Below are 16267 nucleotides of genomic sequence, written 5' to 3' on the forward strand. Positions count from 1 at the left end.
CGCTCGCCACGCAGGCGTTTCTCGCCCGCCATCCGCGAGACGCGCGCCGGAAACGGGCGGGAAATCTGCGCCGCTCACGCGCGGGCCGGGCCGCGGCGAAGAATGGCGCCGCGGCGCGGCCGAAGACGCGCTACCATGGACGAAGGGGGAATCGATTCCATGCCGAGGAAAGGCGGTCCCATGCTCGAGGACTATGCTAAGGCTCGCAAGCTCGGCCTCAGGCAGGTCGAGCGCGACGTCTCGGACGGCCACTACCCGTACCCTCCCGCGCTGGACGACATCCTCAAGAACCAGGGCTACCAGGGCGAGGTGCCCATCGGCCTCGCCGAGGTGGACCTCTCGCTCATCGCGGGCACCAAGACGCGCGGCAGACAGAACATGTTCTCCAGCAGCTTCTACCCCATCGCAGAGCCCGAGTCCGAGTTCGCGATGAAGTGGAGCGACCTCATCGACTCCCAGCGCGCCGAGGGGCTGCGCGACCCGATCGTCGTCTACGAGTACCTGCAGCGCTTCTACGTGCAGGAGGGCAACAAGCGCGTCTCCGTCTCGCGCTATCTGGGCATGCCCACGATCCTCGCCAGCATCACGCGCGTGACGCCCATGCCCTCCGACGAGAAGGGCCTGCGCGTCTACCACGAGTTCACGCGCTTCTACCGCGTCTGCCCCATCTACGGCATCACCTCCTCCGAGGAGGGCTTCTACGCGCGCCTCGCGGCGCTTCTTGGCCGCGACCTCGAGACCCCGTGGCCCGAGGACGTCGTGCGCGACCTGCGCGGCCTCTTCGACAGCTTCTCGGCGTCCTTCCGCGCCCACGGCGGCGACGGGCTCGACCTGCAGGTGGGCGACGCCCTCGCGAACTACATAACCATCTTCGGCTTCGAGCACCTGCGCGGCCTCTCCCCCAAGGACGTGGACGCGCAGGTCGAGAAGATCTGGGGCGAGTTCGTGGTCACGCAGGGCACGGGCGCCCGCGCCTACCTCGAGGACCCGAGCGCGGAGCGCACGGCGCCGCTGCCCAAGCTCAAGAACCTCGCCAAAAAGGCCGTGCTCGCCAAGCCCTTCCGCGTGGCCTTCGTCTACGACCGCAACCCCCTCTCCTCGGGCTGGATCTCGCTCCACGAGCGCGGGCGCTTGAAGCTCGAGGAGGCGCTCGGCTCGACCGTCGCCACCTCGGCCTACACCGACCGCAGCTCGGACGCCGCGTTCGACCAGGCCGTGGACGACGCCGTGGCGCAGGGCGCCGACCTCGTGGTCACGTGCGCCGCGGCCCAGATGCGCCAGACCCTGCGCGCCGCCGCCGAGCACCCGGGGCCGGCCTACCTCAACTGCTCCGTGAGCCTCTCGCACAGCGCGGTACGCGGATTCTACGGACGCATGTACGAGGCCAAGTTCCTGCTCGGCGCCCTGGCGGCGAGCCTGGCGGGGCATCACAAGATCGGCTACGTGGCGGAGTCCCCGGTCTTCTCGACCGTCGCGGAGATCAACGCCTTTGCCATCGGCGCCCAGATGGTCGACCCGTACGTCACGGTCTACCTCAAGTGGTTCTCGGCAAAGGGCTACGACTGGCGCCGCGAGCTGCGCGAGGAGGGCGTCCACATCATCTCGGGGCGCGACTACGCCAACCCGCTCGCCCCCAAGGAGTCGTGGGGCCTCTACCGGGTGGAGGACGACGGTGCGGAGACGCACCTCGCCGAGCCCGTCTGGAAGTGGGGCCGCTACTACGAGATGCTCGTGCGCTCCATCCGCAACGACACGTGGAAGAAGGAGGGCGAGAAGATTCAGGGGCAGTCGCTCAACTACTGGTGGGGCATGTCGGCCGGCGTGCTGGACGTGCGGCTCGCCGACGACCTGCCGCGCGGCCAGCGCATGCTCGTGGACGTGCTGCGCCAGTCCGTGCTCTCCGGGCGCGTCCACCCGTTCACGGGCGAGCTGCGCGCCCAGGGCGGCGACGTCGTCCAGGGCCCGGAGTCCGGGCGCCTCACGAGCGAGCAGATCGTGCGCATGCGCTGGCTGAACGAGAACGTGGTGGGCCGCCTGCCGGAGCAGCGCGAGCTCGACCGCGACGGCCTCGTCGAGGTGGAGGTGGCAGGCGTCATCCCGGTCGACCCCTCGACGGTGCTGCTCAAGGACACGAGTCGCTAAGGGGCGGGGCGTGAGGATCCTCTTCATAGCCGACGAGGAGGAGGGCTGGCTCTACGACCACTGGGACGCCGAGCGCGTCGCGGGCGTGGACCTCGTCATCTCCTGCGGCGACCTGCCGGCGGTGTACCTGGAGCACATCGTGACCCTCACCAACGTGCCGCTCCTCTACGTGCAGGGCAACCACGACACCGCCTACGACCGGCACGCCCCCGAGGGCTGCGTCTCCATCGACGGCCAGATCCGCGACTTCTGCGGCCTGCGCATCATGGGGCTCGGCGGCTCCATCCGCTACAACGACCGCGTCCACGGCTTCACCGAGGCGGAGATGGGCAGGCAGGCGGCGCGCCTGACGCTGCTCGCCCAGGCGACGGGCGGGGTCGACGTCATCGTGACGCACGCGCCCGCGCGCGGGTACGGCGACCTCGAGGACCTCCCCCATCGCGGCTTCGAGGCCTTCAACCGACTCCTCGAGCGCACGCGCCCGCGCTACCTGGTCCACGGCCACGTGCACCTCAACTACGGGCGCATCGAGCGCGTGCGCGAGCATGCGTGCGGCACCACGATCGTGAACGCCTTCGGGTCGCACGTCATCGAGATTCCCGACGAGGACATCATACAGCGCGGCGGCCTCTTCCGCCCCGAGGGCGTGTAGGGGACGGGAAGACGGGCGCGCCGTCGTTGCGCCTCTCGCTTGACGTCCTTCTCGCCGCCGGCGCTTAGGTGAGCAAATAACGTGAACTACCACGACTCACCTAAGGGGCGAGAAGAACGATGACCTCGGCAAACGCCACTCACCTAAGAAATCGATGCAGGATAGTTCCGATTTTTTGCTCACCTAAGCGGGCAGGGCCCTACGGGCATGTCGACGACCGGGACCTCGACACAGGGGCGGTGGCGCAGCCGAGGCCGCGCCGCCGCCCGAAGACGCGCTGGCGAGAAGAACGACGCCGCCTACGCCTTGCCGAGGCAGGCGGCGCCGGTCTGGCGGATGTTGGTGAGGTAGACGTTCTCGCGGCCAAAGTAGCCGGCCATGTAGTCCACGTAGCCCGCGGTCTCGGCCTTGGGCAGCACGCACATGATCACGCCGGCGAAGCCGCCGCCGTGCAGGCGGCACACGCCCGCGCCGATCTTGCGCAGGTAGAGCTCGGTGAGCGCGAGCGCCATCGGGATGGGCTCCTCGGCGGGCATGCCGGGGACCACGGCGTTCTGCAGCCACTCCCAGGAGCTGCGGCCGGAGGCAGTGATGAGGTCGAGCACGCGGTCCTTCTCGCCCGCGTTGATCGCCGCCTCGGCGGCCTCGACGCGACCCACCTCCTCGAAGTAGTGCAGGGCGCGCAGCACTGCGCGGTCGCCGCACGTCCCGCGCAGCTCGGAGAGGCGCGCGAGCACCGCGTCCTCGCTCGTGTCGCAGAGGTTCTTGACACCGAGCGCGGCGGCCACGGCATGCATCTCGTTGGGGACGGAGGAGTACTCCTCGGAGAGGTCCGCGTGACCCTTGCCGGTGTTCACGATCACGAGGTCGCAGCCCAGCTCGTCAAAGCCAAAGTCCACGCGCTCGTACTTCACGCCGTCCGAGAAGTCCAGAAGGATCGTGCCGCCCACGGCGCAGGCCATCTGGTCCATGAGGCCGGAGGCCTTGTCCCACCAGACGTTCTCGGCGTACTGGCCGATGCGCGCGTAGTCGGCGCGCTCGATGGCGTCGTCGTTGTAGAGGTGGTTGACCATCTCGCAGACGAGCATCTCGAAGGAGGCGGACGAGCTCACGCCGGCCGACGGGATGACCTCGGAGGAGCACACGGCGTTGAAGCCGCCGATCTTGAAGCCGCGCTTGGCCGTGGCCTCGAGCATGCCGGCTACGAGCGTGGTGGAGCCGCCGCCGTGCGGGATCTGGTCGATCGCGCCCGTGTCCACGACGATGGCCTCGGGATAGCCCTCGCTCCAGATGGTGACGATGCCGTCATCCGTGCGCTGGGCGGCGCCGATGCTGTCCATCGTGATGGAGGCTGCCAGGATCTTGCCGCCATTGTGGTCGGTGTGGTTGCCGATGATCTCCGTGCGGCCGGAGGCCGTGAAGAACTCGGGGTCGCCGGCGCCGAAGGCCTCGTCGAAGCGGGCGACCAGCGCGGCGAGGCGCTCGACGGCGCGCGCCGCGTCCTCGCCGTAGACCGCGGTCAGCGCGTCGGTCGTGGGAATGCCCATGGGTAATCTCCTCTCATGCGTGGAAAAGTGACAGGCACTTTTCCACCTAGCGCACGCTCGCGACAAAGCGCGCGAGCGCCTCCCTGCCCTGCTCGTCGTCGGCAAAGACCGCACAGTGCTCGAGCACCTGCGCGAATACCTGGCCGATCTCCTCCTCTATGACGGCGTCGAGCGCCGCGGGGTCCACGCTCGCGACGTTCTCCGGCGCAAACTCGGGATGCCGTCCCAGGACCTCGGCCGTCCACGGCGCGTGGCTCGCCACCTCGGGCACCGCTGCCGGGTCCTCGCCCGCCAGGATGACCTGCTTCAGGCGGTCCATCTCGCCGAGCAGGCGCGCCGGGAGCACCGCGAGGCCCATGACCTCGATGAGGCCGATGTTCTCCTTCTTGATGTGGTGCAGCTCCTGGTGCGGGTGGAAGATGCCGAGCGGGTACTCGTCGGTCGTACGGTTGTTGCGCAGGACGAGGTCGAGCTCGAAGGCCTCGCCGCGCCGACGCGCGATGGGCGTGATGGTGTTGTGCGGGGTGCCGTCCGTCTCGGCAAGCACGCCCACGGAGGCGTCGGAGTAGCCGCGCCAGGCCACGAGGATCCTGTCCGCCAGCTCCACGAGGCGCTCCGGGTCGTCGGCGTCCAGGCGGATCACGGACATCGGCCAGTCCACCACGCCGGCGCGCACGTCCTCGAAGCCCGGGAACGAGACCTCCTCGCGCAGGCCCGCCCGCGCCATGGCGAACTCGTAGCAGCCGCCCTGGTAGTGCTCGTGGGTGAGGATGGAACCGCCCACGATGGGCAGGTCGGCGTTGGAGCCCACGGTGTAGTGCGGGAACATCGTCACGAACTCGAGCAGCCGGCGGAACGTGGTGCGGCTGATCTGCATGGGCACGTGCTTCTCGGACAGCACGATGCAGTGCTCGTTGTAGTAGACGTAGGGGCTGTACTGCAGGTACCACGGCTCGCCCGCGAGCGTGAGCGGGATGAGGCGGATGGTCTCGCGCGCGGGGTGGTCGAGCCTGCCGGCGTAGCCGAGGTTCTCGGGGCAGAGCTGGCAGCGCGGGTAGGGCTCGTGGTCGCTCTTCTTGGTGAGCGCGGCGGCGATGGCCTTGGGGTCCTTCTCGGGCTTCGAGAGGTTGATCGTGATGTCGAGGTCTCCGTAGCGCGTGGAGGTGACCCACTTGCGGTCGCGCGCGATGCGGTAGGAGCGGATGTAGTCGGAGTCGAGCGCGAGCTGGTAGAAGTAGTCGGTCGCGCTCTTGGGGGACTCCTCGTAGCGATCGCGGAACGTGCGGGTGACCTCGCTCGGGCGCGGCGTCACGCACCCCATGAGGCGCGTGTCCAGAAGGTCGCGGCTCGCGATGCCGGGATCGCACACGCCGCGGGCCACGGCGTCGTCGAGCAGGCCGGCGAGGATCTCCTCGAACGGCGGCAGCTCCCCGGACGCGACGACGTCCCCGACGGCCTCGCGCGGGACGTACGAGCCCTCCGGCTCGTAGGAGAGCGCATCGAGCATGAGGTTGGCGGCATAGGTGACGTCATCCTGCCCGATGAGGCCCCGGTCGAGGGCGTAGGCGACGAGCTGCGCCACGCCCCTCTCGACGGCGCCTGCCTGATAGTCGTCCATATTTCCTGGGCTCCCTTCTTCGTGGGCTCCCCCCGAACCCTGCCAAACATAGCTATGGAAACGATATCGCAATCGAGGGTGGCCGTGGCCCACTTCCGTGAGCGGCGTGCCCGGTGGCGGTGCCAGAGGGGCCCTGCGGCGAGCATGCCGTAACGCACGGAATCGGGTGCCGCAGGGGGCGATTCCGTGCGCGGGGGCATGCTCGGGGATCTGTGCACTGAGGCATGCCCGATGGAGCCCGACAGGACGGCGGGCACGCCATGAGGCCGCGACGAGCATGCCCAGGCGCACGGTTGCGCCGAGCATGCCCAGGCGCACGGTTCTTCTCGCCTGTCGGCGGATTCCGTGCGCGGGGGCATGCTCGAGCCCGAAGGCGCCTGACACGAACCGTCGCGAGTCCCCCGCGGACCGGCCGTGCGGGGGACTTGCGACGGTCCCTCCTGCCAGAGCGTCGCCTAGGCCCCGCACACGGGTCATGCGGGGGACTCGCGACGGCTCCCAGCCGGCGGCCCGGCATGCGAGAAGAACGGCGCGGCGAGAAGAGCGGCGAGCGGCGCCAATCCGCCGGCGAGCGGAAATCTCCGGTTCTTCTCCCCCGGCGACGCAAGGTGCGCTATAGTTGCGCTCAAGCAGTTTTGGAAACGTTTCCAATCCATCCGCCCCCTCCTCTTCCCTTCCTGCTAGAATGGTTTGGAAACGTTTCCAAAGCAGCTCCAACCGAAAGGCGGCGGGGCAAGAGACGAGGTGACCCATGGACATCAGGGACATCGCGGAGCGCTCGGGCTACGGGGTCGGGACGGTCTCGCGCGTCATCAACGGGCAGCCCAACGTCAGCGACCGCGCACGCAAGCGCATCCTCGCCGTGATGGCCGAGTGCGGCTACGAGCCCAACTCCAACGCGCGCTACCTCAAGATGCGCTCTCAGACGCCCGTGGCCGTCTTCGTGATGGGCGTCGGCAACCGCATGTTCGACGACATCCTCGGGCCCCTCCAGGCCGCGCTCGCCCGCGAGGAGGAGGAGATCGTCGTCACCTACCTCACGGGCGAGGTCAACGAGGTCCGCGCCGCCATCGACTACCAGCACGCGCGCCACCCCAAGGGGATGGTCTTCCTCGGCGGCGAGCTCGAGAGCTTCCGCGCGTCCTTCCACGAGGTGGAGACGCCGAGCGTCCTCGTGACGGCGAGCGCCGAGGGCCTCGGCTTTGCCAACCTCTCGAGCGTCACCATCGACAACGAGGCGGCGGCGAGAAGCGCCGTGGGGCACCTGCTGGCGCGAGGGCACCGCAGGATCGGCATCGTCGGCGGCAACCGCGCGAGCGGGCAGATCGGCGAGCTGCGCCTGCGCGGCGCCGACGAGGCCCTGCGCGCGCACGGCATCGAGCTCGACTACGAGCGCGACTACGAGCCCTGCGACTTCATCGAGCGGGGCGGCTACGAGGCCACGCGCCGGCTCCTCGAGCGCGCGGGCGACCTCACCGCCGTCTTCGCGCTCGGCGACGTCGTCGCCTTCGGGGCGCTGCGCGCCATCGCGGACCAGGGGCTCGACGTCCCCGGGGACGTCTCGCTCGTGGGCTTTGACGACACCGCCTTCTCCCAGTACGCCGTCCCCCGCATCACGACGATCCGCCAGGACGCCGCGCGCCTCGCCGAGCGCGCCGCGCGGCTCCTCCTGGGCGCCATGCGCGACGGCTCCCCGGCGCGTCACGAGCTCGTGGACTTCGAGCTCGTCGAGCGAGAGAGCGTCCGCTCCCTCTGACCCGTGACGGCGGCGGGGGGCGCCCCGCCGAGAAAGGAGGACGAATGAGAACCTCGGGCATCCTCATGCCCATCACGTCGCTCCCCTCCCCCTGGGGGGTGGGCACCATGGGCGGCGAGGCGCGGGCCTTCGTCGACTTCCTGGCGCGCGCCGGCGTCTCCATCTGGCAGGTGCTGCCCATCGTGCCCACGAGCTACGGGGACTCGCCCTACCAGTCCTTCTCCACGTACGCCGGCAACCCCTACCTCATCGACCTCGACGACCTCGCCGCCGAGGACCTGCTCGTGCGCGCGGAGTACGCGGGCGTGGACTGGGGGCGCGACCCGGGGCGCGTGGACTACGGCGCTCTCTACCGGGGCCGCTTCGACGTGCTGCGGCGCGCGGTGGGCCGCCTTAGGGAGGCGCGCCCGGCCGAGCTCGCCCGCTTCTGCGAGCGCGAGGCCGCGTGGCTGGACGACTACGCCCTCTTCATGGCCCTCAAGGACCGACACCGCGGCGCGCCCTGGTCCACCTGGGCGGACGCGCTGCGCCTGCGCCGCCCGGACGCGCTCGCCCGGGCTCGCGAGGAGCTCGCCGAGGACGTCGCCTTCTGGCAGGGGGTCCAGTGCCTCTTCTTCGAGCAATGGGGGCGCCTGCACGACTACGCGCGCGCCGCGGGCGTGCGCATCATGGGCGACCTCCCCTTCTACGTGGCCGAGGACAGCGCGGACGTGTGGAGCCACCCCGAGCAGTTCCAGCTCGACGCCGACCTCAAGCCCACCGAGACCGCGGGCGTGCCGCCCGACGGCTTCTCCGACATCGGCCAGCTCTGGGGCAACCCGCTCTTTGCCTGGGACCGCATGAAGGCGGACGGCTACGACTGGTGGTGCCGCCGCATCGCCTTCCAGCTCGGGCTCTACGACATCCTGCGCATCGACCACTTCCGCGGCTTCGACTCCTACTTCGCCATCCCCGCCGGCGCCGCGACGGCGGCGGGCGGGCGCTGGCGCAACGGCCCCGGAATCGACCTCTTCCGCGTGCTGGAGCAGCGGCTCGGGCGCTGCGACATCGTGGCGGAGGACCTCGGCTACCTCACCCCCTCGGTGCACCGCCTGCTCGAGGAGTCGGGCTTCCCCGGGATGAGGGTCCTCGAGTTCGCCTTCGACACGCGCGACGGCTCGGGGGCGGCGTACCTGCCCTTCGCCTACCCCACCAACTGCATCGCCTACGTGGGCACGCACGACAACGACACCGCGCTCGGCTGGCTCGAGACGGCGCCGGCCGACGACGTGGCCCTCGCCCGCGAGTACCTGCACCTCGACCCGGCCGAGGGCGAGGGCTGGGGCATGATGCGCGCCATCTGGGCGAGCGCCGCGGACACCGCCGTGGTGCAGATGCAGGACCTGCTGGGCCTCGGCAGCGAGGCGCGGATCAACACCCCCTCCACCCTCGGCGGCAACTGGATCTGGCGGGCGCGGCCGGGGTTCGCGAGCCGGGAGCTCGCCCAGCGCGTCCACCGGCAGATGGAGCTCTACCGCCGCCTGCCGCCCATCAAGGTCGTCCCCGACGAGTACGCGCGCGGGGCAGGCGGGATCTGGTGACGACCGTGCAAAAGTGCCTGTCCCCTTTGCACGCTTTGCACGCGAGAAGAACGAGGAGGAGCACGATGGACATCGAGAAGAACCTGGGGCTGACGCTCGCCGGGATGGGCGCCACGCTCGACGACGCCACGAACGCGCAGATCTTCTGCGCCCTGCTGCGCATGGTGCGCGACCTGGAGACGGACATGCGGCCGGCGGCGGGAGACCGCAAGCTCTACTACTTCTCCGCCGAGTTCCTGGTGGGGCGGCTCCTGCGAGCGAACCTCGTGAACCTCGGCCTGGCGGACGAGGTCGAGCGCGTCCTTTCCGCCCACGGCACCACACTCGCCGCCGTGGAGGACTGCGAGCCCGAGCCCTCGCTCGGCAACGGCGGCCTGGGACGGCTCGCCGCGTGCTTCCTCGACTCCATCGCCTCGCTGGGGCTTCCCGGAGACGGCGTGGGCCTGAACTACCACTACGGCCTCTTCCGGCAGGACCTCTCCCAAGGCGTGCAGCGCGAGGAGCCCAACCCCTGGATCGCGCCCGAGTCCTGGCTGATTGACACCGGCACGTCCTTCTCGGTGCCCTTTGGCCTTGGCCCGCTCACGGCGCGCATGTACGACATCGAGGTCCCCGGCTACGAGAACGGCGTGGTCAACCGCCTGCACCTCTTTGACGTGGAGGAGCCGTCGCCGGCGCCTGAGCACGGCATCGCCTTCGACAAGGGCGACGTCCGCCACGGCCTCACGAGCTTCCTCTACCCCGACGACTCCGACGAGGCGGGCAGGCTCCTGCGCGTCTACCAGCAGTACTTCATGGTCTCCGCCGGCGCGCAGCTCATCCTGGCGGAGCTCGCGGAGCGGGGCTTTTCCCCGGAGGAGCTTGCCGAGCACGTGGCCGTCCACATCAACGACACCCACCCCTCGATGGTGATCCCCGAGCTCGTGCGCCTGCTCATGGAGCGCGGCGTCGCCTTCGAGGACGCGGCCTCCATCGTAGAGCGCGCCTGCGGCTACACCAATCACACCATCCTCGCCGAGGCGCTCGAGACCTGGCCCATGCACTACCTCGAGCAGGTGGCGCCCGGCATCGTGCCCGTCATCCGCAAGCTGGACGCGCTCGCCCGCACCCGCACGGACGACCCCCGCATGGCCGTGATCGACGGCGGCGACGTCGTGCACATGGCCAACATGGACGTGCACTTTAGCCACGCGGTGAACGGCGTGGCCGCGCTCCACACGCAGATCCTCGTGGAGTCCGAGATGCGCCCCTTCGCCGAGCTCTACCCCGAGAAGTTCTCCAACAAGACGAACGGCATCACGTTCCGCCGCTGGCTCATGGGCTGCAACCCCGCGCTCGCCGAGCTCATCACCGGCGCCATCGGGGATGGCTGGAAGCGCGACGCCTCCAGGCTGGAGGACCTTCTCGCCCTGCGCGGGGACGCCGCCTTCGTGCAGGGCCTCCTCGACGTGAAGGAGGACAACAAGAGGCGCCTGGCCGCGTGGCTCGCCGCCGAGCAGGGCATCCAGGTGGACCCGCACTCGGTCTTTGACATCCAGGTCAAGCGCATGCACCAGTACAAGCGCCAGCAGATGAACGCCCTCTACGCCATCTGGAAGTATCTGCAGATCAAGTGTGGAAACGTTCCCAACAGGCCGCTGACGATGGTCTTCGGCGCCAAGGCCGCGCCGGCCTACGTCCTGGCCAAGGACACGATCGCCCTGCTCCTGGCACTTGGGCGCCTCATCGCCGAGGACCCGGAGGTCGCGCCGTGGCTGCGCCTCGTCTTTGTGGAGAACTACAACGTCACGGCCGCCGAGCACCTCATCCCCGCCGCGGACGTCTCCGAGCAGATCTCCCTTGCGTCCAAGGAGGCGAGCGGCACCTCCAACATGAAGTTCATGGCAAACGGCGCCCTCACGCTGGGCACCCTCGACGGCGCCAACGTGGAGATCGCGGAGCTCGTGGGGCGCGAGAACATCTACCTCTTCGGACGCTCGTCCGAGGACGTGATCGGCCTCTACGCGCGCGGCGACTACCGCCCCTGGGACCTCTGGCAGGCGGACGGCGAGCTCGCGGAGGTGCTGGACTTCATCTGCTCGCCGGAGCTCCTCGCCCGCGGCGACGCGGGATGCCTCACCCGCGTCTACCGGGACTTCGTCGCCAAGGACTACTTCATGGCGCTGCTCGACGCCCGCGACTACGTGAGCGTGAAGGAGCGCTGTCTCGCGGACTTCGAGGACCGCGCCACCTGGGGCGAGAGGGCCCTCGTGAACGTGGCGAAGTCCGGGTTCTTCTCGTCCGACCGCACCATCCGCGAGTACGACCGCGACATCTGGCACCTTGCCTAAATGGGGACGTGCCTAAAACGTGCAAGAACTTGCACAAAAGAGGCACGTCCCCTTTTGTGCAGAGAGGAGAATGACATGACCCGCAACAACGTGAGCGCCGAGTGGTGGAAGCAGGCCGTGGTGTACCAGGTGTACCCGCGCAGCTTCTACGACGCCAACGGAGACGGCCTCGGCGACATCAAGGGCGTCACCGCCCACATGGACTACCTGCACGCCCTGGGGATCAACGCGATCTGGCTCTCGCCGTTCTACCCCTCCCCGCTCGCCGACGGCGGCTACGACGTGGCCGACTACCGCAACGTGGACCCGCGCCTGGGCACGCTCGAGGACTTCGACGAGATGGCCGCGGCGGCGCACGCCGTCGGCATCAAGGTGATTGTTGACATCGTGCCCAACCACACCTCGACCGAGCACCCCTGGTTCAAGGAGGCGCTCGCCGCCGGCCCCGGCTCGCCCGAGCGCGACCGCTACGTCTTCCGCCCCGGCCGCGGCGAGCACGGCGAGCTGCCCCCCAACGGCTGGAAGTCAACCTTCGGCGGCCCCGCCTGGGAGCCCGTGGGCGACGGCGAGTGGTACCTGCACCTCTTTGCCGTGGAGCAGGCCGACCTCAACTGGAAGAACGCGGACGTCCACGAGGACTTCAAGCAGACGCTGCGCTTCTGGAGCGACCGCGGCGCGGACGGCTTCCGCATCGACGTGGCGCACGCGCTGGCCAAGGACCTGGAGAGCCGCCCGCTCGCCGACTGGCCGGACGACCCCGACCAGGGCGAGCCCGGAGACGAGAACCCGCTCTGGGACCGCCCCGAGGTGCACGAGATCTACCGCGAGTGGCGCCAGGTCTTCAACGAGTACGAGCCCGCGCGCTTTGCCGTGGCGGAGGCGTGGGTCGTCCCCGAGCACCAGTGGATGTACGCCTCCCCCGACGAGCTGGGGCAGGTCTTCAACTTCCAGCTTTCCGACGCGGGGTGGTTCGCCGACGAGTTCCGCCTGGCCATCGAGAAGGGCCTCGCCGCGGCCGAGCAGTCCGGCTCCACCACCACGTGGGTCCTCTCCAACCACGACATGCCGCGCCACCCCACGCGCTACGGCCTGCCGCAGGTCCGCTCCGCGGTGCACCACCAGCTCGTGACCGACTGGCTGCTCCGCGACGGCAAGACCTACTACGAGGACCGCGACCTCGGCACCCGCCGCGCCCGCGCCGCCCTGCTCATGGAGCTGGGGCTTCCCGGCTCGGTCTACCTCTACCAGGGCGAGGAGCTGGGCCTCTTTGAGGTGGCGGACATCCCCTGGGGCGCGCTCGAGGACCCCGAGGCGGCCATGACGAGCCACGGCGACGCCATCAAGGGCCGCGACGGCTGCCGCGTGCCGCTGCCCTGGAGGGCCGTGGACGAGTCGGGCGACTTCGGCTTCTCCGCGCCCGTCGATCACGCGCCGGCCCACCTGCCCCAGCCCGAGTGGTTCGCGCAGTACGCCGTGGACGTGGAGGAGACCGAGCGCGACTCCATGCTCAAGTTCTACCGCCGCGCGCTCGCCGCGCGCACCGAGCTGCTCACGGCCACCGGCGACACCTCGCTCACGTGGGCCGCGGGCTACGACGACCAGGTCATCTCCTACGAGCGCCCCATGGCCGACGGCCGGGTGCTCACGAGCGTGACCAACTTCGGCGCCGCCCCCGTGGCGCTGCCCGCCGGCGAGGTCCTTCTCGCCAGCGCGGCGCTCGTGGACGGCAAGCTCCCCTGCGACGCCACCGCCTGGGTCGTGCGATAACGCGTCAGACGCCGCCCCCTGCCGGGCCCCCGGACGACACCCCTACTCGTCCGGGGGCCCGTTCTTCTTGCCCGTCGCACGTTCTTCTTGCCCGTCGCCCGCCCTTCTCGCCCCGCATCGCCCTTCTCGCCCCGTGCCATGCGCAAACGAGGATTTGCAAGAAGTCGCGGTTACGCATGGCGAGAAGGACGCGCAAACTCTCTTTCCTGTGCAATCCGCTGCTGAATCCAAGCTTACGTATGAAAACTCTTGAACCATCACATGCGTAAACGAAGGTTTTCGGAAAGTCGGGATTACACGTGGCGAGAAGGACGCGCAATCTAAAGTTTCCACTCAATCTGCTAGGAAATCCACGGTTACGCATGAAAGTTCTTGAACCATCCCATGCGTAAACGAGAATTGCCGAAAACCTAGGATTGCGCATGAGCTCGGACGAGCGGCAAAGGGGCGACGGCGCGCCATGCAGACGCCGTCGCCCCAGGGGAAACAAGTCCGGACGGAAACAGGGCCGGACGAGAGGAACGCGAGAGGGGCTAGTCCACCCGCTCGAAGCGGTACATGAAGTTCTCGTACGGCGAGTTGGGAACGGTGAGCGGCAGGCCCATGTCCATGAGGGCGTCGGCCGAGAACTCGAGGCCGTTGCTCACCATGCGGTACGTGGCGCCCGGCGTGAGGCCGCGCGGGACCACGTAGTTGGCCTTGGCGTAGCCGTCGACGCGCGTGACCACGGCGCAGACGAGCGCCTCCGAGCCGTCCTCGGAGACGAACTCCCACGACGCCACGTCGGCGTACTTGGGGTCGCTCAGGCGGTAGAAGAGGCCCTCGCGCACGAGGTGCTCGATGCCGCGGTAGGTCTTGACCTGCGTGCGGATGTGCTCGCAGGCGCGGTCGTTGAGCTCCATGAGGTCGAGCTCGTAGCCGAAGGCGCCGCCGGCCATGGCGACGGTGCCGCGCGCTCCCAGCGGCACGGTGCGGCCCGTGATCTCGTTGGGGCAGGCGGAGACGTGGGCGCCCACCGCCGAGCACGGGTACCCGAAGGAGGTGCCGTACTGGATCTCCGGGCGGTTGCGGGCGTCGGTGTTGTCCGAGGTCCAGATCTGCGGCGTGTAGGAGAGCATGCCGGCGTCGAAGCGGCCGCCGCCCGCGGAGCACCCCTCGATCAGCAGGTCCGGATAGCGCGTGCGCACGCGCTCGAGCAGGTCGTAGAGGCCGAGCATGTAGTCGTAGAGGACCTTGCCCTGGTCGGTGGCCACGCGGGAGTGGACGTCCACGATCGAGCGGTTGTAGTCCCACTTGACGTACTCGATACCGCCCTGGTCGAGCACGGCGCAGAGCTGCTCGAAGAGGTTGTCGCGCACGTCGGCGCGGGAGAGGTCGAGCACCAGCTGGTCGCGGCCGAGCACGGGCGGCTTGCCGGGGATGGCGAGCGCCCAGTCGGGGTGCGCGCGGAAGAGGTCGGAGTCCTCGTTCACCATCTCGGGCTCGACCCAGATGCCAAAGCCGAGGCCCACCTCGTTCACGCGGCGCGCGAGGTCCGCCACGGAGCCGCCGAGCTTCTCCATGTTGGGCTTCCAGTCGCCGAGGCCGCGGTGGTCGTCGTTGCGCGCGCCGAACCAGCCGTCGTCCATGACGAGCATGTCGAGCCCGAGGTCGGCCGCCTTCCTGGCGAGCTCCACGAGCTTGTCGCCCGTGAAGTCGAAGTAGCAGGCCTCCCAGGAGTTGATGAGCACGGGGCGCGGGGAGTCGCGCCAGGGGCCGCGGCACACGCGCTCGCGGATGCAGCGGTGCAGGTTGTGGGAGACCCTCTCGAGGCCCGCACCGGAGTAGGTCATGATGACCTCGGGCGCCACGATCTTCTCGCCCGGCTCGAGCGGGTAGGAGAAGAGGTCGGAGGCCAGGCCCATCTGCATGCGGGTCTGCTCGTACTGGTCGCGCTCGACCTCGGCGAGGAAGCTGCCGCTGTAGACGAAGCTCATGGACCAGGCGCGGCCCGCGGTCTCGGTGGCGTCGCCGTCGCAGAGGACCATGACGGGGTTGTACTGGTTGGAGGACATGCCGCGGCGGCTGCCCACGCTGAAGGAGCCGTTGCCCACCGCGTGGCGAGAAGGACGGCGCTCCATCGCGTGGCGGCCGTCGAAGGTGATGACGTCGAAGTCGCCGGACACCATGTCGAGGCAGGCGGACTGGAGCTTCTCCACGGTGACGCGGCCGGACCCGGCGTTTCTGACGACCGCGGCGCGGGTGATGACGTCATAGGCGGGCATGACGCCGTAGAGGAGCTCGACCTCGAGGCCGAGCCGCTCGTCGGCGAGCGTGATCGAAAGGGTCTGCGCACCGTCCTTCTCGCCCTCGTCGTAGACGGCGGGGAGCCCGGGCAGGCCGTACTTGCCCGGGCGGATCTCGTGCGACTTGTAGCGCAGGTCGCAGCCGAAGGTGCCGTCAGCGCCGCGCACCATGACGAGCGGGCTCCTCATGTCGCCCTCGCCCTGGAAGGGGAACTCCTGCGGGAGGACGTCGAGCGAGTAGGTGCGGTCCGCCACGTCGTGCGGGCACCCGCACATGCCGCTGCGGTCGGCGTAGGTGATGAGGTAGGACGTGTTGGCGGACGTCCTGGCACCGTAGTAGAGATGGAGCAGGTAGCCGTGTTCGTCGACCCGCATCTGGTAGGTCGTCCGCTCGGTCGAGAGCGTGAAGATGCGCTCGGGGGCATCGTACGAAAGGGGCATGTCGCTCCTCGCTTTCTCTCATCGCATAAAAGTTCGGGCAGAGTGTAGCGCATGGCGCGAGGTCTTGGAATCGGCTCAGGGGACGCCCGGAACCCATCACAAAATGGATGGATTCCGGGCGCCAGGGGGACGAACTCAGGGGACGCGCA

The 16267-nt window shown here is 69.2% G+C and carries 9 protein-coding genes; 6 read left to right on the forward strand and 3 right to left on the reverse strand.

What is annotated here, in order from left to right:
* Positions 1-180 precede the first annotated feature (180 nt).
* Positions 181-2142: a BMP family ABC transporter substrate-binding protein gene (locus tag ACULPM_RS00370; RefSeq protein WP_445330858.1), complete on the forward strand. Its 1962-nt coding sequence runs from the start codon at positions 181-183 to the stop codon at positions 2140-2142.
* 10 nt (positions 2143-2152) lie between these two features.
* Positions 2153-2794, forward strand: coding sequence for a metallophosphoesterase family protein (locus ACULPM_RS00375; RefSeq protein WP_167929773.1), 642 nt, complete (start codon positions 2153-2155; stop codon positions 2792-2794).
* Between the two features lie 299 nt (positions 2795-3093).
* On the opposite strand, the gene ACULPM_RS00380 is transcribed toward ACULPM_RS00375, so the two are convergent.
* A complete protein-coding gene (locus ACULPM_RS00380) occupies positions 3094-4341 on the reverse strand; it encodes a galactokinase (RefSeq protein WP_445330859.1) in 1248 nt (415 codons plus the stop codon).
* A gap of 46 nt (positions 4342-4387) precedes the next feature.
* Entirely contained in the window at positions 4388-5959 is a 1572-nt protein-coding gene (locus ACULPM_RS00385) for a UDP-glucose--hexose-1-phosphate uridylyltransferase (protein WP_445330860.1), read from the reverse strand.
* A gap of 751 nt (positions 5960-6710) precedes the next feature.
* On the opposite strand from ACULPM_RS00385, the gene ACULPM_RS00390 reads away from it, so the two are divergent.
* The 4 genes from ACULPM_RS00390 to ACULPM_RS00405 all read left to right on the forward strand — a co-directional run bounded on the left by ACULPM_RS00390 (position 6711) and on the right by ACULPM_RS00405 (position 13392).
* A complete protein-coding gene (locus tag ACULPM_RS00390) occupies positions 6711-7715 on the forward strand; it encodes a LacI family DNA-binding transcriptional regulator (protein WP_445330861.1) in 1005 nt (334 codons plus the stop codon).
* A 44-nt stretch (positions 7716-7759) separates the two neighbouring features.
* Positions 7760-9295 carry a 4-alpha-glucanotransferase gene (gene malQ, locus ACULPM_RS00395; RefSeq protein WP_445330862.1) on the forward strand — a complete coding sequence of 512 codons (1536 nt, stop codon included), beginning with the start codon at positions 7760-7762 and terminating at the stop codon, positions 9293-9295.
* 65 nt (positions 9296-9360) lie between these two features.
* The gene (locus tag ACULPM_RS00400) at positions 9361-11625 is read left to right on the forward strand and encodes a glycogen/starch/alpha-glucan phosphorylase (protein WP_445330863.1); all 2265 of its coding nucleotides are present in this window, start codon (positions 9361-9363) and stop codon (positions 11623-11625) included.
* 75 nt (positions 11626-11700) lie between these two features.
* A complete protein-coding gene (locus ACULPM_RS00405; protein ID WP_445330864.1) occupies positions 11701-13392 on the forward strand; it encodes a glycoside hydrolase family 13 protein in 1692 nt (563 codons plus the stop codon).
* A gap of 533 nt (positions 13393-13925) precedes the next feature.
* On the opposite strand, the gene ACULPM_RS00410 is transcribed toward ACULPM_RS00405, so the two are convergent.
* On the reverse strand, positions 13926-16118 hold the full coding sequence (locus ACULPM_RS00410; RefSeq protein WP_445332301.1) for an alpha-galactosidase: 2193 nt from the start codon (positions 16116-16118) through the stop codon (positions 13926-13928).
* Between the last annotated feature and the right edge of the window lie 149 nt (positions 16119-16267).

It is taken from the genome of Thermophilibacter sp. ZX-H3, from assembly GCF_052599055.1.

Bases quoted from the DNA above. Each gene is read 5' to 3' on its own strand.
- ACULPM_RS00370 (WP_445330858.1), top strand. From the start codon at position 181: ATGCTCGAGGACTATGCTAAGGCTCGCAAGCTCGGCCTCAGGCAGGTC.
- ACULPM_RS00380 (WP_445330859.1), bottom strand. From the start codon at position 4,341: ATGGGCATTCCCACGACCGACGCGCTGACCGCGGTCTACGGCGAGGAC.
- ACULPM_RS00385 (WP_445330860.1), bottom strand. From the start codon at position 5,959: ATGGACGACTATCAGGCAGGCGCCGTCGAGAGGGGCGTGGCGCAGCTC.
- ACULPM_RS00390 (WP_445330861.1), top strand. From the start codon at position 6,711: ATGGACATCAGGGACATCGCGGAGCGCTCGGGCTACGGGGTCGGGACG.
- malQ (WP_445330862.1), top strand. From the start codon at position 7,760: ATGAGAACCTCGGGCATCCTCATGCCCATCACGTCGCTCCCCTCCCCC.
- ACULPM_RS00400 (WP_445330863.1), top strand. From the start codon at position 9,361: ATGGACATCGAGAAGAACCTGGGGCTGACGCTCGCCGGGATGGGCGCC.
- ACULPM_RS00405 (WP_445330864.1), top strand. From the start codon at position 11,701: ATGACCCGCAACAACGTGAGCGCCGAGTGGTGGAAGCAGGCCGTGGTG.
- ACULPM_RS00410 (WP_445332301.1), bottom strand. From the start codon at position 16,118: ATGCCCCTTTCGTACGATGCCCCCGAGCGCATCTTCACGCTCTCGACC.